The following is an 18,951-nucleotide window of genomic DNA, read 5'->3' as shown; positions in this document are numbered from 1 at the left end:
CCCGCCTTGCCGGAACTCGTCATCACCGTCGCCCGGTTCGGGTTCCTCATCCTGCTGTGGATCTTCGTGTTCACGGTGGTCGGTGTCATCCGTCGGGATCTCTTCGCGGGCGCCCGGTCGGGGCGGCTGGTGGCCGCGCCGCGCGCGGTCGGGGCCTCCACCCAGCAGCAGGCGGCGAAGCCGGCGAAGGTGAAGCGGGGTCGGGCGGCCCACCAGCTGGTGGTCACCGCCGGCCAGCTCGCCGGCACCCGGATCACCCTCGGCGAAGCGCAGATCACGATCGGCCGGGCCGAGGACTCCACCCTCGTCATCACCGATGACTACGCCTCCGCCCGGCACGCCCGGTTGGTGCCCCGGGACGGGCAGTGGTTCGTCGAGGATCTCGGTTCGACTAACGGCACGTACCTCGATCGCGCTAAGGTCACCGGACCAACCCCCGTCCCCCTCGGCGTGCCGATCCGTATCGGCCGCACCTCTCTCGAATTACGGCCATGACTCTGACCCTGCGCTATGCGGCCCACAGCGACCGCGGTCTGATCCGAGACGGAAACCAGGACTCCGTCTACGCCGGGCCGCGGCTCCTCGCCGTCGCCGACGGCATGGGCGGCATGGCCGCCGGTGACGTCGCCAGCAACATCGTCATCGGTGCCATGGCGCCGCTCGACGAGGACGTCCCGGGGGACGCGCTCGTCGACGCGCTGCGATCGGCCGTGGGCACCGCCAACCAGCAGCTCCGCGACACGGTGGACGCCAACCCGCAGCTGGAGGGGATGGGCACCACGCTCACCGCGACCCTCTTCTCGGGCAGCAAGCTCGGCATGGTCCACATCGGCGACTCGCGGGCCTACCTCCTGCGCAACGGCGAGTTCTCCCAGATCACCAAGGACGACACCTACGTCCAGATGCTCGTCGACGAGGGACGGATCAGCGCGGAGGAGGCGAGCAGCCACCCCCAGCGCTCGCTGCTCACCCGCGCCCTCGACGGCCGGGACATCGACCCGGAGTACAGCGTCCGGCAGGTGCTGCCCGGGGACCGCTACCTGATCTGCAGCGACGGCCTCTCCGGCGTGGTCAGCGCGGAGACCATCGGCGACAGCCTCCGCGAGTACACCGACCCGCAGCAGTGCGTCGAGCGGCTGGTGCAGCTCGCCCTGCGCGGCGGCGGCCCGGACAACATCACCGTGATCATCGCGGACGCCACCGACCAGGACATCGTCGAGGCGAGCCCGATCGTCGGCGGGGCCGCGGCCCGGGACCGGGGCATGGCCACCGCCGCCGACGACTCGACCCCGGCCGCCCGCGCGTCGGCGCTGTCCGCGCCGCGCCCGCCCGCACCGGAGGAACCGGCGGCCAACCGGGACGACGACCCGGAGCGCCCGCGCCGGCCGCTGCGTACCGCGGCGATGCTGGCGGCCCTGCTGGTCATCCTCGGTGGCGGCCTCTTCGCCGGCTGGAGCTACACCCAGCGGCAGTACTACGTCGGGGCGACCGACAGCGGGCAGCTCGCGGTGTTCCGCGGGGTCCCCGGCCAGGTGGCCGGCCTCGACCTGTCCAGCGTGCACTCGACCAGCCAGGCCAAGCTCGACGACCTCACCCTGGCCGCCCAGGAGCAGGTCAAGCAGGGCATCCAGGCCAAGAGCCGACCGGACGCGCTGCGCCGGCTGGCCGAGCTGACCAGCGACGACCCGACCAACCCGAACCTGAAGCCGGTCTGCCCGCCGGTACCGTCGCTGATCACCGGCTCACCCGTGCCGGCGAACTCGTCGGCGCCGGCCGTCCCAGGCTCACCCAGCCCCGGCGTGACCAGGGTCCCGGGTGTCACCGGCACCCCCACGCCGCCCACCACACCCGACGCCTCGGCCTCCGACGCGGTTCCGCCGGCCGGAGACCCGGCGGGCTGCCGGTCGCCCGAGTGACCGTCGGCTGAGAACCGAGGGACACCTCCTTGACCGCAGCGGCCCACCCGGTAGTCTCGCCCGTCACGACGGGCGAGCGGCCCGGCGTACGTCTGGCGCGGTCCCGGCGTAACGCCGAACTGTCCCTGCTGGTGCTGGCGATGGTGCTCGTGGCCGCGTACGGGGCGATCGTCGAGGCGAACCTGCTCGACACCGTCACCCGCGACTTCTGGATGCCGGCCGCCGCGCTCGGGCTGGTCTTCCTCGGCATGCACCTGGTGATCCGGTGGCTCGCGCCGTTCGCCGATCCGGCCCTGCTGCCGGCGGTCGCCCTGCTCAACGGCATCGGGGTGGGCTTCCTGCGCCGGCTCGATCTCGGCAAGGCCGCCCCGGCCGACCGGGAGACGCTGGCCATCTTCGCCGGCACCGGCGGGCGGCAGCTCGCCTGGACGCTGGCCGCGGTGGTCCTCGCGGCCGGTCTGCTGGTGCTGATGCGTGACCACCGGGCGGTCTCCCGGTACGCGTACACGCTGGGGCTGGCCGGCATCGTGCTGGTGATGATCCCGGCGGTGCTGCCCGGCCGGTTCTCCGAGATCAACGGCGCGAAGCTGTGGATCAGGGTGGGTGGGTTCAGCATCCAGCCCGGTGAGTTCGCCAAGCTGGCGCTGCTGGTCTTCTTCGCCTACTACCTGGTCCGCAAGCGTGAGGTGCTGTCGCTGGCCAGCCGCCGCATCCTCGGCATCGACTTCCCGCGCGGCCGGGATCTCGGGCCGGTGCTCGGGGTGTGGATGATCAGTCTGCTGGTCCTGGTCTTCGAGAAGGACCTCGGCACCTCGCTGCTCTACTTCGGCATGTTCGTGGTGACCCTCTACATCGCCACCGAACGGGTCAGTTGGCTGCTGATCGGTCTGGTCCTGTTCTTCGGCGGCGCCTACCTCGCGTACGTGCTGGGCGGCACGGTGGGTGGCCCGTTCGCCAACTTCTACACCCGGGCCGAGATCTGGCTCGACCCGTTCGCCGAGCCGTACGACCGGGGCTACCAGCTGGTGCAGGGCCTGCTCGGCCTGGGCAGCGGTGGCCTGTTCGGCTCCGGCCCGGGTGCCGGGGAGCCGCTGGAGATCCCCGAGGTGCAGAACGACTTCATCTTCGCCGGCATCGGCGAGGAGATCGGCCTGTTCGGGCTGACCGCGCTGCTGGTGGTCTACCTGCTCATCGTCGAACGGGGGCTGCGGGCCGGGCTTGCGGTGCGGGACTCGTTCGGCAAGCTGGTCGCCGGTGGTCTCGCCTTCACGCTGGGGCTCCAGGTCTTCGTGATCGTCGGCGGGATCAGCAAGCTCATCCCGCTGACCGGTCAGACCACCCCGTTCCTGTCCGCAGGTGGTTCGTCGTTGATGGCGAACTGGCTGCTCATCGCGGTGCTGCTGCGCATCTCCGACGCCGCCCGGCGGCCGGTGGCCCAGGGCGGCGGCCCGGCGGGCCGACCCGGTGGCGGGCCGCCGGAACAGCTGCACGGTGCTCCCACGGAGGTGATCCGCCCGTGAACGCGCCCCTGCGCCGCGTCGGCGTCGTCGTCATGGTCCTGTTCGGGCTGCTCTTCGCCAACCTCAACTGGATCCAGGCCTACAAGGCGGACGAATACCGCAACAGCGACTACAACGGTCGGGTCCAGGTGGCCGAGTACGAGCGCCGTCGGGGCAACATCGAGGCCGGCGGCACCGCCGTGGCCACCAGCAAGGAGACCGGCGGCAAGCTGCGGTTCCAGCGCAGCTACCCGGCGGGGACGAAGTACGCGCACGTGCTCGGCTACAAGCCGGTCAACCTGGCCGACACCGGCATCGAACGGCTGGAGAACGACTTCCTCGCCGGCACCAGCGACGCCCTGCTCGGCAACCGGATCAAGGACATGTTCACCGGCGACGAGAGTGGCGGCGGCAACGTGCTGCTGAGCATCTCCAAGCGGGCCCAGGACACCGCCTACGAGCAGTTGCGTAACAACCGCAACGGGGTGAAGAAGGGCGCGGCGATCGCCATCGACCCGCGTACCGGTGCGGTGCAGGCGCTGGTCTCGATGCCCAGCTTCGACCCGAACCCGCTGGTCGACCACGACACCAACGTGGCTTCGGCGGCCTACAACAAGTACGAGCAGGACCCGGACGGCCCGCTGAAGAACCGGGCCCTGTCGGAGGTCCTGCCGCCCGGCTCCACCTTCAAGATCGTGATCGCCGCCGCCGCACTGGAGAACGGGGTCGGCAAGGACACCGAGATCCCGGCCGGGGCGAGCTGGACCCCGCCGACCTCGGGCACGCCGATCCGCAACGCCGCCCCGTCGATCTGCCCGGAGGCGCAGGTCACCCTGATCGACGCGGTCACCGAGTCGTGCAACACCGGCTTCGCCCAGCTCGGCGTCCGGCTCGGCGCGGACACGGTGAAGGAGAAGGCCCGGCAGTTCGGCTTCGAGCAGGACGACCTCTTCGTCGGTCAGCTCGGCGAGGGTGGCCTGCCGGTGGCGGCCAGCCGGACCGGCGACATGCAGAACCCCGACGGCGGCACCGACCCGGCCGCGCTGGCGCAGTCCTCGATCGGCCAGAACAACGTCCGGATGACCCCGCTCCAGGGGGCGCTGATCGCCGGCTCGGTCGCCAACAAGGGCCGGCAGATGCGCCCCTACCTGGTCAAGCAGCTCCTCGGGCCGGACCGCACCACCAGCTACTACAACGCCCAGCCCCGGGAGTTGCGCCAGCCGGTCAGCGGCCAGGTCGCCGACGACCTGCGGGACATGATGGTCAGCGTGGTGAAGAACGGCACCGGCAGCTCCGCCGCCATCGACGGCTACACCGTCGGCGGCAAGACCGGCACCGCCCAGTCCGCGCCGGACCGCCCCGACCACGGCTGGTTCATCGGCTTCGCGCTGGACAAGAACGGCAACGCCGTCTCCGCCGTCTGCGTGGAGCTGGAGCAGGCCGGCAGCGGCGGCAGCGCCGAGGCGGCCCGGATCGGTGGCAAGATCATGCAGGCGGCCATCGCCGATGCGGGGGGCCGCTGACATGCTCAGCCCCGGGGTGCAGCTCGGCAACCGCTACCGTCTCGACGAGCGGATCGCCAGCGGCGGCATGGGCGACGTGTGGCGCGGCACCGACCAGGTGCTGGGCCGTACGGTGGCGGTGAAGAGCCTGCTCCCGGCGCTGCTCGACGAGCCCGGCTTCGCCGAACGCTTCCGCGGCGAGGCGCGCACCATGGCCACCATCAACCACCCCGGCGTGGTCGACGTCTACGACTTCGGCAGCGACCAGCAGATCGCCTTCCTGGTGATGGAGTACGTCGAGGGTGACGCCCTGTCGGCGACGCTCAGCCGGGTCGGCCGGCTCACCCCGGCCCGGACGATGGCCCTGCTCGCCCAGGCCGCCGACGCCCTGCACGCCGCCCACGAGAAGGGCATCGTGCACCGCGACGTCAAGCCGGGCAACCTGCTCGTCCGGCCGAACGGCACGCTGGTGCTCACCGACTTCGGCATCGCCCGGTCCGAGCTGGTCGGCCAGCTCACCGCCGCCGGGTCGGTGCTCGGCACCGCCTCGTACATCTCCCCCGAGCAGGCCACCGGCGCGGTCGCCACGCCCGCCTCCGACGTCTACGCGCTCGGTGTGGTGGCCTACCAGTGCCTCGCCGGCCGGCGGCCCTTCGAGGGTGACAACCCGCTCGAAATCGCGATGAAGCACGTGCGGGACACTCCCCGGCCGCTGCCCGGGGACATCCCGCCCCAGGTCAAGGCGATCGTGGAGCGGGCGATGGCCAAGGAGCCCGGCCACCGCTGGCCGAGCGCGGCCGCCCTGGCCTCCGTCGCCCGGCAGGCCAAGCAGGCCCTCTCCCAGCAGGCCCGCGCCGGTGGCGGACACCCCGGCCCGGTCTCCGGTGGCCCGGTCTCCGGGGCGCCGGCGTCCCCGGCCGGCCCGATGGCCCGCGCCCAGGTGCCCGCCGTACCCCGGCAGCAGCCCGGCGTGCCGGTGCACCCGCACCGGCCCGCGGTGAGCGGCCAGGCCCGGCCCCCGGTCGGTGGGCAGCAGGCCCGGCCGCCGATGGGTGGGCAGGCCCGGCCGCCGGTCGCGGCCCGGCACCCGCAGCCGCCGCCGGTGACCCCGCAGCGTCCGCCGGTCCAGGCCACCCCGATGACCCGGCCCTACCCGCAGCAGCCCCGGGGGGCGGCCTCCGTGCCGCCCGCCCAGCTACGTGCCGACCGGCCCGTGTACGCCCGACAGCCCCTCCCGCCCCCCGCTCCACCTGCCCGTTCACGGTCCGGCATGGTGACCCTGGCGATCCTGCTGGCGGTGCTGGTGCTGGTCTGCTCGGGTGTGCTCGCGTACGCGAGCCGGCAGGGCAACCTGGCCACCGACCCCGGTGCGCCGGGTACGACGTCCGGCGCGCTGAGTGCCCTCGGACGCGACGATCCGGCCGGGACGTCGTACCGTCGGGTGGTACGGCTCGGACCGGGTGCCGGCGAGACGACGACGAGCGAAGGACGACGAACGCGATGACAGCCCAGGCCCGCCTGCTCGGTGGCAGGTACCAGGTCGGCGAGCTGCTCGGTTACGGCGGCATGGCCGAGGTGCACCGCGGTCGGGACCTCCGGCTCGGTCGGGACGTCGCGATCAAGATGCTCCGGACGGACCTGGCCCGGGACGCGACCTTCCAGATGCGGTTCCGGCGGGAGGCGCAGAACGCCGCCTCGCTGAACCACCCGGCGATCGTCGCCGTCTACGACACCGGTGAGGAGACCGCCCCGACCGGGGAGACCCTCCCGTTCATCGTGATGGAGTTCGTGAACGGGCGGACCCTCAAGGAGGTCCTCGGCGTCGAGGGGCGGCTCCAGCCGCGCCGGGCGCTGGAGATCTGCGCCGACATGTGCGCGGCCCTGGAGTTCAGCCACCGGCACGGGATCATCCACCGGGACATCAAGCCCGGCAACGTGATGCTGACCCAGACCGGCCAGGTCAAGGTGATGGACTTCGGCATCGCCCGCGCGCTGGCCAGCGGCGCCACCACGATGACGCAGACCAGCGCGGTGATCGGCACGGCCCAGTACCTCTCCCCCGAGCAGGCGCGCGGCGAGGCGGTCGACGCCCGCTCCGACGTGTACGCCGCCGGCTGCGTGCTGTTCGAGCTGGTCTGCGGCCACCCGCCGTTCGTCGGCGACAGCCCGGTCAGCGTGGCGTACCAGCACGTGCGGGAGGCCCCGCCGACGCCGAGCGACATCAACCCGGACGTCACCCCGGCGATCGACGCGATCGTGCTCAAGGCGCTGTCGAAGAACCCGCTCAACCGCTACCAGAGCGCCGGTGAGATGCGGGCCGACCTGCTCCGCGCCGCCGCCGGCCGACCGGTGATGGCCACCCCCGTCCTGAGCCAGGACGAGACGACCCCGATGGCCGCGGCGGCGAGCGGCTACCCGACGCAGGTGGTCGGCCAGCAGACCCGGCAGATCCCGGCCCGGGTCGGCGACCCGCAGCGGCGCAAGAGTTCGGCCTGGGTGATCGCGGCGTTCGCGGCGGTCGGCGTCCTGGCGGTGATCGCCCTGGTCGCGGCGCTGCTGATGAACGGTCAGGAGCCGAAGAAGAGCCCGGTGCCCAACCTGGCGGGCAAGACGCAGGACGTCGCGTTCGCCGAGATCCGCAATTCCGGCTTGGTGCCGGCGACCGGCGACCAGGTCTTCGACAGCACCTGCAAGGTGGGCACGGTGGTCAGGCAGGACCCGCCGGCCGGCACCGCGCTGGAGGAGAACGGCCAGGTGACGGTGAGCCTCTGCGGCGGCAAGCCCGAGGTCAGCATCCCCAACGGCCTCAAGGGCAGCAAGGTCGAGAGCGCCGAGACCCGGCTCAAGGACGAAAAGTTCAGGGTCAAGGTGGTGACGAAGGACAGCGAGGAGAGCGAGGACATCGTCCTCGACGTGTCCCCGCCCGAGGGCGAGAAGGTGCCGGAGGGCACCGAGGTGACCCTCACCGTCTCCCGGGGCAACGTCCGGGAGGTGCCGGACGTCAAGGACCTCAGCCAGGCGGAGGCCACCCGGACCCTGCAGAACGCCGGGTTCAAGGTCAACCCGGAACTCGGTTCGGAGGTGCCGGCGGACGAGGCCGGCAAGGTGCAGAGCCAGAACCCGAAGGCCGGCACCAAGAAGGCCAAGGGGAGCACGGTCACCATCGTGGTGAGCGTGCCGGAGGTGACCGAGTCGCCGACGCCGCCGACGCCGACCACGCCGGTGCCGACCACCACCCCGCCCGGTGACGGCACGGGGGGCGGGTTCCCGCTGCCCACCCCGCCGTTCCGCAGCGACGACGACTGACCCGTACCCCCGCCCTGCCGGGCCCGGTCCGCCGGGACCGGGCCGGGTGATGAACCGGCGGGCGGCCCGTCAGAGGGTGGCGAAGGCGGCCCGGCGGCGGGCGTCGACCTCGGCGGCCAGCTCCGGGGCGCGTTCCAGGGCCTCCGGGTGGCCGCAGGCGGCGACCCAGTTGGCCAGCATCAGGTGGCCGCCCTCGGTGAGCACCGACTCCGGGTGGAACTGCACCCCCTCGATCGGCAGCGTCCGGTGCCGCATCGCCATCACCACGCCGGAGGCCGTCCAGCCGGTGACCTCCAACTCGTCGGGCAGCGTCTCGGGCAACACCGCCAGCGAGTGGTAGCGGGTGGCGGTGAACGGGTCGGGCAGGCCGGCCAGCACCCCGACCGAGTGGTGCCGCACCTCGGAGGTCTTGCCGTGCAGCAGCTCGGGGGCCCGGGTGACGGTGCCGCCGAACGCCTCCCCGATCGCCTGGTGCCCCAGGCAGACGCCGAAGATCGGCAGCTCGCCGGCGTACCGGTGGATGACGTCGAGGCAGATGCCGGCGCGGTCCGGACTGCCCGGCCCCGGCGAGAGCAGGATGCCGGCCGCGCCGACCCGGCCGACCTCGGCGACGTCGATCTCGTCGTTGCGCCGGACCTCGCACTCCACCCCGAGCTGGCCGAGGTACTGCACGAGGTTGAAGACGAAGGAGTCGTAGTTGTCGATCACGAGGACGCGCATGGGCTCACCGGCTTGGGGAGGGGGCGGGCGGGGTGTTGTTCCGGTCGGTGTCGTACGGCAGGTCGTGCCCGTCGCCGGCCGGCGCGTCCGGGTCGACGGCGGAGTCACCGCCCGGGTTGCCGGAGTCCTGGGTGACCTGCACGTCGTCGAAGGGCAGCAGCGGCTCGGCCCAGGGGAACACCACGTACCACAGCAGCGCCACCGTCGCGGTGGCGAGCAGCACCGAGCCGACCAGCTTGCCGGGCAGCCCGAAGGGCAGCTTGCGCCAGATCCAGGAGTACATCGTCAGCCCCTCAGCTCCGGCGGCGGACCCTGCGACTTGGGCTGCGTACGGTCGAGCTCGGCGTGGACGATCAGCCGCTGGTAGTTGTCGAACTTCGGGTTGCAGGTGGTGAGGGTGAGCAGCTTGCGGGTGGGTTTCGCGTTCGGCTCGCCGGGCACCGGGGCGACCACCTCGACCTGGTCGGGGCGGACGATCCGGGACTGGTACACCTTGTAGACGTACCAGTCCTGCTTGCCCTCCAGGAGGATCGCGTCGCCGGACTTCAGCTCGTCAAGCCGCCAGAAGGTGGCCCGGTTGCGGTGCCCGGCGACGGAGAAGTTGCCCACCTCGCCGGGGAGCGCGCTCTTCGGGTAGTGGCCCGGGGCGTACCGGATGTCCTCCTGGGTGACGCCCTCGACGACCACCCAGTTCTTGTCGAGGCTGGGGATGTAGAGCCCGGCGATCGGCTTGCCCTCGGCCGGGGCGACCGCCTTGGTCGGGCCGGGGCTGACCGTGGGGTCGCCGGTCGGGCCCCAGGCCTGGGCGAGTTGCTGGTTGAGCTTGCTCTGGTGGGCGTCGACCAGGGCGGACTTGCCCCAGATCTCGTACCCGGCGAAGAGGAGCACCACCAGGCCGAAGGTGATCAGCACCTCGCCGCTGACCCGGACGCCGGTGCGTAGCCGGGAGGCGAAGGTGGGCCGGGTCAGCTCCGAGTAGACGCTCTTGTAGCCCTCCCCGGTCTGCTCCGGGCGTAGCTGCACCACCCGTTCCCCGCGGCGGGGCGGTGGCGGGGGCGGGACGGGGTCGCCGGACCCGTCCGGCTCGGGGGCGGGTGGCACCGCGCCCATCAGCGCGGTGGAGTCCATCGCCGGAGCGGTCGGTCGGGCCGGCAGCACCGGGAGCAGCGCCGTCGCCGCCGGGTCGACGGTGCGGTCCGGCTGCTGACCGGTGGGCACGGGCGGGGCGGGGCGTCCGGGCCCACCTGACGGCTGCTGCCGGCCGTCGGGCGTCGGCCCGGTGGGGCGGCCCGGCCAGGCGGGCGGCGGTTGGCGGGTGGGCAGCACCGGCGCGGGCCAGGGGCCGGCGGGCTGCGGGTGGGCGGGTTCCGGGCGGGTGGCCGCGGGCGCTGTGGACCGGTCGACCGTGGGGAGGAAGGCGGTCGGCCCGTCGTGCTGGTCGCCGCGGCGCGGGTCCCCGCCCTGCCGGGTCATCGCGGCACCGTCGCCGATCGCAGCGCCGTCGAGTCCTCGAACGCGGGCACGGTGACGGAGCCGACGTGCTCGGAGTAACCGAGCTGGTAGTGGTCGACCGCCTGCTTGAACAACCCGACTCCCTGAGAGCCGGCGAGGGCCTGCTGGAGGGCAGCGGGATCGCCGATTGCTACGATCTTGAATGGTGGCGAGTACACCCGGCCGTGCAGCAGCAGGGTGTTACCGACGCAGCGTACCGCGCTGGTGGAGAGCACGCGGACGTTCATGATGGACATGGCCTCCGCACCTCCGGCCCACAGCGCGTTGACCACCGCCTGCACGTCACCCTGGTGGACGACCAGGTCGTCGTTGGTGGCCCCCTTGGGCAGGGTGCCGTCGCTGCGCCGGGGGGCGTCGTTCAGTTCGACTGTCACCCCGGGCCCGGCGAGCGCGGTGAACCCGGCCGCCTGCTGGAGCCCCTGGGCCCGGTCGCGCTGCTCCTTGATCGGTTGGTCGGTGTCGGCCAGGGCGGCGGTCTCGCCCTCCACGTCGGCGCGCAGCCGGGCGGCCCGGAGTTCGCTGGCGGCCACCTGTTCCCGGCGGTCCTCGATGAGCTGGGTGAGCTGGGGCCGGCGGTCCTCGCGTAGGGCGGTGCCGCCGGCGGTGGTGGCCGTGGTGGTGAAGAGCAGACCGGCCGCGGCGGCGATCAGCGGCACGCCGATCGACCAGCCCGGCCGGCGCTGCCGGGGGCGGCGTGGCAGGAAGGCGGCGACCGCCCGGCGCATGGCCTTCTGCCAGGACGCCGCACCGGATGTGTACTCCACCGAGCGTTCCTCTCCCGTCATGTGGTGACGCCCGTCACTCTCCGGGGCGGTCACCGGCGTCGCGCCGACCCGCCCGATCCGGTCACCGCGTGCACCGGATCGACCCCATTCATGGCCTGGAGCGGCCTTCCGGACTACGCTAGCTGTCGAACATTATTGGCCATGGACCGTCGCCCCCGCGCCCGGTTGTCAGGCCGGACGAGGTCGTCACCCCTCTGGAGAGCGTCGTGCCCAAGTCTCAGGTCCGTAAGAAGAAGGTGTACACCCCGCCGACGGACGTCCGTCCGACGACGACGGCGGCGACGCGCAAGCCTAGCCCGGTGTGGCTGCCGGCGACCGCTGTCGCGTTTATCGTCGGCGGCATCGGCTGGCTGGTGGTCTACTACCTCTCCGAGCAGGAGTACCCGGTCGCCTCGTGGGGCTACTGGAACCTCGCGGTCGGGTTCGGCGCGATGGTGGGTTCGCTGATCCTGCTCTCCCGCTGGCGTTGAGCGCGGCGCTCCGGCGCGTTCCGCGACACGTCCCAGGTCACCCCGGACGGCCCCAGCCCGGCGCTTCGTCGTCGGGAGCCCTATGGTGTCCGCAGGGCGGCGTGGCCTGGTGCGAGAAGACTCACGTTACCGTTGGGTAACTTTCGCGTAGGCTGCACTGCATGACCGAGCGGAGCGAGGTCATCGACCGGTCCGGTCGGGGGTGCGGCGGCGTCACGCCGGCCACCCCCTGAGCCGGCCCCCGGTCGCCGAGCCGCTCGACAGGCAGCAGACCGGGAGGCCAACTCGATGGGCAGCGTCCAGATCGTCACCACGGTCCTCGCCGCCGCCATCACCGCCGTGGCGGTGTGGCTCGCGGTGCGCGCGGTGCTGAAGATGGTGGCCGTCATCCGGCTGGGGCAACCCGCGCCGGAGCGGTTCGCCGACAAGGGCACCCGGGCGAAGACGATGCTGGTCGAGACGGCCGGCCACACCCGGATGCTCCGGTGGGGCGTGGTGGGCGCCGCGCACTGGTTCGTGATGGTCGGCTTCATCGTGCTGTCGCTGCTCGTGCTGGAGGCGTACTTCGAGGTCGTCTCGCCGACCGGCGGCCTGCCGCTGATCGGTGGCCTCGCCGTCTACGGCCTGGTCACCGAGGTGATCGCGGTGCTCGGCACGGTCGGCATCGGAGTGCTGATCGCGATCCGGGTCCGCAACCGGCCGACCCGTCCGGGTGGGCGCTCCCGGTTCACCGGCTCCACCATGTGGCAGGGCTACTTCGTCGAGGCGGTCGTCCTCGCCGTGCTGGTCATGGGGTTCGTGATCCGCGGCTTCAAGGTCGCCACCGACCACTTCGAGTACCCGGTCTGGGCCACCCCGGTCAGCCACGCCGTCGGCGCGCTGCTGCCCGCCTGGCCGGCCGGCGTCAGCGTCGCCGCCCTCATCAAGATCGCCATCTCGATGACCTGGTTGATCGTCATCGCGCTGAACGTGACGATGGGCGTCGCCTGGCACCGCTTCCTGGCGTTCTTCAACATCTTCTTCAAGCGGGAACCGGCCCGGCCCGCCGGCTCCGGGCTCGGCCCGCTGCGCCCGATGACGAGCAACGGCAAGCCGCTCGACTTCGAGGAGGCCGACCCGGAGAAGGACCAGTTCGGTGTCGCCCAGGTCGAACAGTTCACCTGGAAGGGCCTGCTCGACTTCAGCACCTGCACCGAGTGCGGTCGCTGCCAGTCGCAGTGCCCGGCCTGGAACACCGGCAAGCCGCTGTCGCCCAAGCTGCTCGTGCTCAGCCTCCGCGACCACGCGTACGCCAAGGCGCCCTACCTGCTGGCTGGCGGCGGCAAGGACCTCACCGGCGAGGAGAAGGCCACTGCGGCGCAGCTCGCCCACCTCGACGTGCTCACCCTCGCCGAGGCCGACAAGCCGCTGATCGGCGACGCCGAGGCCGGCGGCGTCATCGACCCGGACGTGCTGTGGTCCTGCACCACCTGCGGGGCCTGCGTCGAGCAGTGCCCGGTCGACATCGAGCACGTCGACCACATCGTCGACATGCGGCGCTACCAGGTGCTGATCGAGTCGAGCTTCCCGTCCGAGGCCGGCGTCATGCTGCGCAACCTGGAGAACAAGGGCAACCCGTGGGGCGCCCCGCAGAACACCCGTGAGGACTGGACCAAGGGGCTCGGCTTCGAGGTGCCCCGGGTCGGCGAGGTCGACGACTTCGAGTACCTGTTCTGGGTGGGCTGCGCCGGCGCGTTCGAGGACCGGGCCAAGAAGACCACCCGCGCGGTGGCCACCCTGCTCAACGAGGCGGGCGTCTCCTTCGCCATCCTCGGTGAGGGCGAGACCTGTTCCGGTGACCCGGCCCGCCGGATCGGCAACGAGTTCGTCTTCCAGATGCTCGCCCAGCAGAACGTCGAGACCCTCAACGAGGCGTTCGAGGGCCGGGAGCAGGCCAAGCGCAAGATCGTCGCCACCTGCCCGCACTGCTTCAACACCCTCGGCAACGAGTACGGCCAGCTCGGCGGCGAGTTCGAGGTGGTACACCACACCCAGCTCCTGGCCCACCTGGTCAGCACCGGGCGGCTCACCCCGGTGCAGCCGGTCGATGGCGGGGTCACCTACCACGACCCCTGCTACCTGGGCCGGCACAACCGGGTCTTCGCGGCGCCCCGGGAGGTGCTCGGCAGCGCTGTCAACGGCGGCGGCAGGGCCGACACCGACCTGATCGAGATGCCGCGCAACAGCGAGCGCTCCTTCTGCTGTGGTGCCGGCGGCGCCCGGATGTGGATGGAGGAGAAGATCGGCAAGCGGATCAACGTGGACCGGGTCGAGGAGGCCATGTCCACCGGGGCGCGGACGGTCGCCGTCGGCTGCCCGTTCTGCTCGACGATGCTCAATGACGGGGTCAACGGCAAGGGGGCCGGCGAGCAGGTCGAGGTGGTCGACGTGGCCAGTGTGCTGCTGCGCTCGGTCAAGCCGGACACCGCGCCCGGCGCGAAGGAGACCGCGCCGACCGCCGGCTGAGGCCGTACCGCCGCCCTGGGCGGACGCACGACGGCGGCGGCACCCCCCCCCGGTGCCGCCGCCGCGGCGGTGGTCAGGACGCTGTGACGGTCAGGACGACGTGCTGGTGACGATGGCGGCCGTGGTGGCGACCGTGGTCGCCGTCATGATCGCGGCCTGGGTCTCCTCGATCGCCTTCTTCGTCGCCGCGGCCGCCCAGTCCCCCTCGGCGATCTCCGCGGTGCGCGCCTTGAGCCGCTCCTTCGGCAACTCCCGGAAGAGCTTGCGGTCCAGCCCCACCGCGCGGGTCAGGCCGAGCAACGCGGCCGTCCGGGCCTCCACCGGGCCGTCGGCGAGCAGCGCGTCGACCATCCGCTGCCGGGCCTCCGTCTCCGCCACCGGCTCCGCGCCGGTCGGCGACGGATAACGGGTACGCGGGAAGACCAGCAGCACCCGGTCGGAATCCCGGCGCAGCACCCCCGTGTCGACCAGGCCCGACAGCACCCGGTCGGGCAGCCCCTTGGCCAGCCGGCTGATCCAGTCCTTGGGTCGGCGGCGCTTGCCGTCGGCGGCCACCCGGGCGAGGGCGTCGTCGAGCACCGGGTGGCCTACCGGCGTCGGGTCGGTCACCACCAGCCGGTCGTCGGCCACCTCGACCCGACCGGCGAGCGCCAGTTCGAGCAGCACCGCGCCGGACAGCCCGTAGTCGAGGTGCGGCCGGCCGAGCCGGTTCACGCCGGTGTCGTCGTAGGCGAGCAGGACCAGTTCGTCAGCGAGGGTGAGCGGTGCCATGCCGTCCACGCTAACCCGATGGCACGAACCCTGCCCGGCGGCGGCCGGTGACCGTGTGCCACGCCCCGGTGACCGCCGGGGGCGGATCTGAAACAATCACGCCCATCGACTCACTGCTGCTCGGCACGCTGCTGCCCCTGGCCGGCTTCGTGCTGCTGACCGCCGGCAACGCGTTCTTCGTCGCGGCCGAGTTCGCCCTGGTCACCGTCGACCGGGCGGAGATCGACAGGCGGGCCGAGACCGGCGACGTCACCGCCGCCACGGTACGCCGGGCGCTGCGCGAACTGTCCTTCCAGCTCTCCGGGGCGCAGCTCGGCATCACCCTCACCGCGCTGCTCACCGGCTACCTGGCCGAGCCCGCCCTGTCCCGGCTGTTCGCGCCGCTGCTGGCCCCGCTGGGCGGTGCGGACCGGTTCGGCCCGCTGCTCGCCCTGGCGCTGGCCACCCTGCTGTCGATGCTCTTCGGTGAGCTGGTGCCGAAGAACCTGGCGCTGGCCCGGCCGATGCCGGCGGCCCTGGCCACCGCCGGGCCGATGCGGGCCTTCTCCCGGGCCTTCGGCTGGCTCATCAGGGGGCTGAACAACTCGGCGAACCGGCTGGTCCGCCAGCTCGGGGTGGAACCGCAGGAGGAACTGGCCAGCGCCCGGTCCCCGGAGGAACTCGGGCTGCTCGCGGCCATCTCGGCCCGGGCGGGCGCGCTGCCGCCGGACACCGCGATGCTGCTGCGCCGGACCATCCGCTTCGGCGACAAGCGGGCCGCCGAGGCGATGACCCCCCGGGTGGACGTGATCGCGTTGCGGGCCACCGCCACCGTCGCCGAGCTGCTGGACCTGTCCCGGCGGACCGGCCGTACCCGGTTCCCCGTCTTCGAGGAGACCCTCGACCTGGTCACCGGGGTCGCGGCCGTGCCGGACGCGCTCGGTGTGCCGCTGGCCGCGCGGGCCCGCACCACCGTCGCCTCGGTCGCCCGTGAACCGGTGTACGTCCCGGAGAGCCTGGACCTCGACGGCGTGCTGGCGGCGCTGAAGGCCGCCGGGTCCGACCTGGCCATCGTCGTCGACGAGTACGGCGGCACCGACGGGGTGGTGACCGTCGAGGACCTGGTCGAGGAGCTGGTCGGGGAGATCGCCGACGAGTTCGACCCGGCCACCGTGGACGACGCCCACGCCACCGGGCTGACCGTGCCGGGCGGGGAACGGACCGTCCTGGTCGACGGGGTGCTGCGCGGGGACGAACTGTTCGAGCAGACCGGCTTCCGGCTCCCCGAGGGCCCGTACGAGACGCTGGCGGGCTTTCTGATGGCCCGGTTGGGGCACATCCCGTTGCCGGGCGAGACGACCCGTGCGGACGGCTACGCGTTCACCGTCGTCGAGGTGGAGCGGCACCGCATCGAACAGGTGCGGGTGGTCCGTCCCGAGGAGCCGCACGCCGATGACTGAGCTGCTGGTCGCGGTGGTGCTGCTGCTCGGCAACGCGTTCTTCGTGGGCAGCGAGTTCGCCCTGATCGCGTCGCGTCGTACGGTGGTGGAGCCGTTGGCCGCCACCTCGCAGCGGGCCCGGTGGGCGTTGTCGGCGATGAACCAGATCCCGCTGATGATCGCCGGGGCGCAGCTCGGCATCACCGTCTGCTCGCTCGGGTTGGGGGCGATCGCCGAGCCGGCCCTGGCCCACCTGCTGGAGCCGGTGTTCCACGCGGTGCCGCTGCCGGCGGGCGCGGTGCACCCGGTCTCCTTCCTGATCGCCCTGTGCGTGGTGGTGTTCCTGCACACCGTCGTGGGCGAGATGGTGCCCAAGAACATCACCCTGGCCGGGCCGGAGCCGTCGGCGCTCTGGCTGGGGCCGGCGATGCTGGCGTTCTGCCTGGCCACCAAGCCGTTGCTGCTGGCGATGAAGTGGGCGGCGCGGCAGGTGCTGCGGCTGTGGGCGGTGGAGGCGACCGACGCGGTCAAGACGGTCTTCACCGCCGAGGAGCTGGCCGGGCTGGTCGCCCAGGCCCGCACCGAGGGGCTGCTCGACGCCGAGGAGCACGCCCGGATCACCGGGGCGCTGGCGTTGCACGACCGGACGGCGGCCGACGCGTTGCAGCCCTGGTCCACGGTCACCACGGTGGCGGAGGACGTCTCACCGGCCTCGCTGGAGGTGCTGGCGACCAGCACCGGCCGGTCCCGGTTCCCGGTGGTGCAGCGTTCCACCCGCCGGGTGCTGGGGTTCGTGCACGTCAAGGACGTCCTCGGGTACGCCGGGGTGGCCCGTCGCGCGCCGGTGCCGGCCGAGGTCTACCGGCCGCTGGCGGTGGTCCCGCCGGACCGTACGCTGGCCGATCTGCTGTTGGCGATGCGGCGCGAGCGGCGGCACATGGTGCTGGTGAGCGACGGTCGCCGTCCGCTGGGTGTGGTCACGCTCGACGACGTATTGACGGCCATCGTTGGAAATTGAGTGGACACCCTTTGTGTGCAAGCGATTGCACTGATGTGATGGAGTGCCCACCCGCCTTGATTCCCCACCGCGACTGCCCCTAATGTTGCACCGGCCGCTGTGGGACGTCTGCCTCCTTCTTCCCCTTAGCGAGGCGCCCGGCGGTCGGTTGCAAAGGAGTCGACGCCGGTGGCAACCATGCCCCCTCACCGTCACGCCCAGGGCCAGCCGCCCGTACGGCCGGCAGCCCTCCGGCGGGTCGCCCGCCGCCTGCTCACCCTGGTCGCGGCGGTCGCCGTAGGTGCCGGGATGCTCGCCGTGCCGGCCCACGCCGCGCCGTCGCCCGAGGAGATCGAGGCGGCCCTCGACAAGCAGTGGGAGCAGATCGAACCGACCATCGAGAGCCACCACAAAGTCCAGGAGCAGCTGAAGGTCAACCGCAAGAAGGCGGCCGACCTCCAGAAGAAGATCGAGCCGCTGGCGCTGCAGAGCGAACTCGCCCTGGGCCGGGTCGGTGACCTCGCCTCCCGCTACTACAAGTCCGGCCCCTCGCAGGAGCTGAGCGCGCTGCTCACCACCACCAAGCCGGGCACCCTCGCCGCGCAGCTGACCATCCTGGACCGGCTCGCCGCCGAGCAGCGCCGGGAGGTCGAGGCCGTGCTCGTGGTGCGCCGCAAGTACGACGCCGAGAAGCAGAAGCTCGACACCCTGATCGCCGCCGAGGTGAAGCAGGAGAAGGAACTCGCGGCCAAGAAGAAGCAGATCAACGCCGAGATCAAGCGGCTGCAGGCGGCGATGCCGAAGACCACGGTGAAGGTGAACGGCTGCCCCACGATCAACGGCGTGGTCAGCTCCGCCGCCCGGACCGCGATCGCGACCGCCTGCGCCCAGGTCGGTGACCCGTACGTCTGGGGCGCCACCGGGCCGAACTCGTTCGACTGCTCCGGGCTCACCCAGTTCGCGTACAAGGCGGCCGGCATCTCGCTGACCCACTTCACCGGTGCGCAGTGGAACGAGGGCAAGGCCATCCCGCGCTCCGAGGCCCGCCCCGGCGACCTGGTGTTCTTCTTCAGCGACCTGCACCACGTCGGGCTCTACCTGGGCAACGACATGATGGTGCACGCGCCCCGGACCGGTAAGCCGGTCCAGGTGACCAGCATCAACTACATGCCGGTGGCCGGCTTCCGCCGCCCCTGAGCAGCTCATACGCCAACCCCCGGCCCATCGGGCCGGGGGTTGCGTGTTTTCCGGTCACGGACCGTGCCGGCCCGGCGGGTTGCGGATCGATAACGACCGTCTCTACTCTGGTCAATCGTCGGTCGGCACCAGGTCCGCCCCGCCCGGGGTGGCGTCGGCCGACACCGCCGAGTCGCCTCCGGGCGAGCCGGGGACCCAGGTACGCCGGGGTGAATCCGCGACCATCGCGGTAGGGCGCTCCCTTCCCGCCCGAACCCGTCAGCTAACCCGGTAGGCGGTCGAGGAAGAAGGAGCCCGGAGCCCGGTGGCACACCATGCCCCGCGGCCACCGTCGCACCGGACGACCCAGGTCG

Annotated in this window: 16 protein-coding genes and 1 riboswitch; of the genes, 11 read left to right on the top strand and 5 right to left on the bottom strand. The window is 72.3% G+C overall.

Features of this window, described 5'->3' with window-relative positions:
- The first annotated feature begins 6 nt into the window (after positions 1-6).
- From B5D80_RS21565 to pknB, 6 genes are read left to right on the top strand one after another with little or no spacing between them, the layout of a single operon-like run.
- A complete protein-coding gene (locus B5D80_RS21565; protein ID WP_088645730.1) occupies positions 7-495 on the top strand; it encodes an FHA domain-containing protein FhaB/FipA in 489 nt (162 codons plus the stop codon).
- Positions 492-1,916, top strand: a complete 1,425-nt coding sequence (locus B5D80_RS21560; protein WP_088645729.1) for a PP2C family protein-serine/threonine phosphatase — start codon at positions 492-494, stop codon at positions 1,914-1,916. The genes B5D80_RS21565 and B5D80_RS21560 overlap by 4 nt, the downstream gene beginning before the upstream one ends.
- Before the next feature lie 29 nt (positions 1,917-1,945).
- Entirely contained in the window at positions 1,946-3,436 is a 1,491-nt protein-coding gene (locus B5D80_RS21555; protein ID WP_088645728.1) for an FtsW/RodA/SpoVE family cell cycle protein, read from the top strand.
- Positions 3,433-4,938 carry a peptidoglycan D,D-transpeptidase FtsI family protein gene (locus B5D80_RS21550; RefSeq protein WP_088645727.1) on the top strand — a complete coding sequence of 502 codons (1,506 nt, stop codon included), beginning with the start codon at positions 3,433-3,435 and terminating at the stop codon, positions 4,936-4,938. The genes B5D80_RS21555 and B5D80_RS21550 overlap by 4 nt, the downstream gene beginning before the upstream one ends.
- 1 nt (position 4,939) lies before the next feature.
- Positions 4,940-6,421, top strand: a complete 1,482-nt coding sequence (locus tag B5D80_RS21545; RefSeq protein WP_088645761.1) for a serine/threonine-protein kinase — start codon at positions 4,940-4,942, stop codon at positions 6,419-6,421.
- Positions 6,418-8,223 carry a Stk1 family PASTA domain-containing Ser/Thr kinase gene (gene pknB / locus B5D80_RS21540; protein ID WP_088645726.1) on the top strand — a complete coding sequence of 602 codons (1,806 nt, stop codon included), beginning with the start codon at positions 6,418-6,420 and terminating at the stop codon, positions 8,221-8,223. The genes B5D80_RS21545 and pknB overlap by 4 nt, the downstream gene beginning before the upstream one ends.
- 69 nt (positions 8,224-8,292) lie before the next feature.
- Here the strand turns inward: pknB and B5D80_RS21535 are convergent, their stop codons facing one another.
- The 4 genes from B5D80_RS21535 to B5D80_RS21520 are packed head-to-tail and all read right to left on the bottom strand — an operon-like array spanning position 8,293 to position 11,219.
- Positions 8,293-8,943: an aminodeoxychorismate/anthranilate synthase component II gene (locus B5D80_RS21535; protein ID WP_088645725.1), complete on the bottom strand. Its 651-nt coding sequence runs from the start codon at positions 8,941-8,943 to the stop codon at positions 8,293-8,295.
- 4 nt (positions 8,944-8,947) lie between these two features.
- Positions 8,948-9,226 (bottom strand): hypothetical protein, encoded by a 279-nt coding sequence (locus B5D80_RS21530; protein WP_088645724.1) that lies wholly within the window; start codon positions 9,224-9,226, stop codon positions 8,948-8,950.
- A 2-nt stretch (positions 9,227-9,228) separates the two neighbouring features.
- On the bottom strand, positions 9,229-10,416 hold the full coding sequence (locus tag B5D80_RS21525; RefSeq protein WP_088645723.1) for a class E sortase: 1,188 nt from the start codon (positions 10,414-10,416) through the stop codon (positions 9,229-9,231).
- Positions 10,413-11,219: a DUF881 domain-containing protein gene (locus tag B5D80_RS21520; protein ID WP_088645722.1), complete on the bottom strand. Its 807-nt coding sequence runs from the start codon at positions 11,217-11,219 to the stop codon at positions 10,413-10,415. Before B5D80_RS21520 ends, B5D80_RS21525 begins: the two co-directional genes overlap by 4 nt.
- A 227-nt stretch (positions 11,220-11,446) precedes the next feature.
- Here B5D80_RS21520 and B5D80_RS21515 point away from each other — a divergent pair, with 227 nt between their 5' ends.
- Both B5D80_RS21515 and B5D80_RS21510 read left to right on the top strand, forming a co-directional pair.
- Positions 11,447-11,710, top strand: a complete 264-nt coding sequence (locus B5D80_RS21515; RefSeq protein WP_088645721.1) for a cell division protein CrgA — start codon at positions 11,447-11,449, stop codon at positions 11,708-11,710.
- Positions 11,711-11,998: 288 nt separating this feature from the next.
- Positions 11,999-14,215, top strand: coding sequence for a (Fe-S)-binding protein (locus tag B5D80_RS21510; protein WP_088645720.1), 2,217 nt, complete (start codon positions 11,999-12,001; stop codon positions 14,213-14,215).
- A gap of 90 nt (positions 14,216-14,305) precedes the next feature.
- Here B5D80_RS21510 and B5D80_RS21505 read toward each other — a convergent pair whose 3' ends face one another.
- Positions 14,306-14,986: a GOLPH3/VPS74 family protein gene (locus B5D80_RS21505; protein WP_088645719.1), complete on the bottom strand. Its 681-nt coding sequence runs from the start codon at positions 14,984-14,986 to the stop codon at positions 14,306-14,308.
- 131 nt (positions 14,987-15,117) lie between these two features.
- Here B5D80_RS21505 and B5D80_RS21500 point away from each other — a divergent pair, with 131 nt between their 5' ends.
- The 3 genes from B5D80_RS21500 to B5D80_RS21490 all read left to right on the top strand — a co-directional run bounded on the left by B5D80_RS21500 (position 15,118) and on the right by B5D80_RS21490 (position 18,598).
- Positions 15,118-16,425 (top strand): hemolysin family protein, encoded by a 1,308-nt coding sequence (locus B5D80_RS21500; protein WP_088645760.1) that lies wholly within the window; start codon positions 15,118-15,120, stop codon positions 16,423-16,425.
- Positions 16,418-17,422, top strand: a complete 1,005-nt coding sequence (locus B5D80_RS21495; protein ID WP_088645718.1) for a hemolysin family protein — start codon at positions 16,418-16,420, stop codon at positions 17,420-17,422. Before B5D80_RS21500 ends, B5D80_RS21495 begins: the two co-directional genes overlap by 8 nt.
- 177 nt (positions 17,423-17,599) lie before the next feature.
- On the top strand, positions 17,600-18,598 hold the full coding sequence (locus B5D80_RS21490; RefSeq protein ID WP_169733088.1) for a C40 family peptidase: 999 nt from the start codon (positions 17,600-17,602) through the stop codon (positions 18,596-18,598).
- A gap of 155 nt (positions 18,599-18,753) precedes the next feature.
- Positions 18,754-18,890, top strand: a riboswitch (cyclic di-AMP (ydaO/yuaA leader).
- Positions 18,891-18,951: the final 61 nt, after the last annotated feature.

The sequence above is a fragment of the Micromonospora wenchangensis genome, from assembly GCF_002210435.1.
GTDB lineage: Bacteria > Actinomycetota > Actinomycetes > Mycobacteriales > Micromonosporaceae > Micromonospora > Micromonospora wenchangensis.
Note: the sequence above shows the minus strand (reverse complement) of the source record. Positions and strands in the feature narration are given on the sequence as shown.

Bases quoted from the DNA above. Each gene is read 5' to 3' on its own strand.
- B5D80_RS21525 (WP_088645723.1), bottom strand. From the start codon at position 10,416: ATGACCCGGCAGGGCGGGGACCCGCGCCGCGGCGACCAGCACGACGGG.
- B5D80_RS21505 (WP_088645719.1), bottom strand. From the start codon at position 14,986: ATGGCACCGCTCACCCTCGCTGACGAACTGGTCCTGCTCGCCTACGAC.
- B5D80_RS21545 (WP_088645761.1), top strand. From the start codon at position 4,940: ATGCTCAGCCCCGGGGTGCAGCTCGGCAACCGCTACCGTCTCGACGAG.
- B5D80_RS21560 (WP_088645729.1), top strand. From the start codon at position 492: ATGACTCTGACCCTGCGCTATGCGGCCCACAGCGACCGCGGTCTGATC.
- B5D80_RS21490 (WP_169733088.1), top strand. From the start codon at position 17,600: ATGCCCCCTCACCGTCACGCCCAGGGCCAGCCGCCCGTACGGCCGGCA.
- B5D80_RS21495 (WP_088645718.1), top strand. From the start codon at position 16,418: ATGACTGAGCTGCTGGTCGCGGTGGTGCTGCTGCTCGGCAACGCGTTC.
- B5D80_RS21535 (WP_088645725.1), bottom strand. From the start codon at position 8,943: ATGCGCGTCCTCGTGATCGACAACTACGACTCCTTCGTCTTCAACCTC.
- pknB (WP_088645726.1), top strand. From the start codon at position 6,418: ATGACAGCCCAGGCCCGCCTGCTCGGTGGCAGGTACCAGGTCGGCGAG.
- B5D80_RS21510 (WP_088645720.1), top strand. From the start codon at position 11,999: ATGGGCAGCGTCCAGATCGTCACCACGGTCCTCGCCGCCGCCATCACC.
- B5D80_RS21530 (WP_088645724.1), bottom strand. From the start codon at position 9,226: ATGTACTCCTGGATCTGGCGCAAGCTGCCCTTCGGGCTGCCCGGCAAG.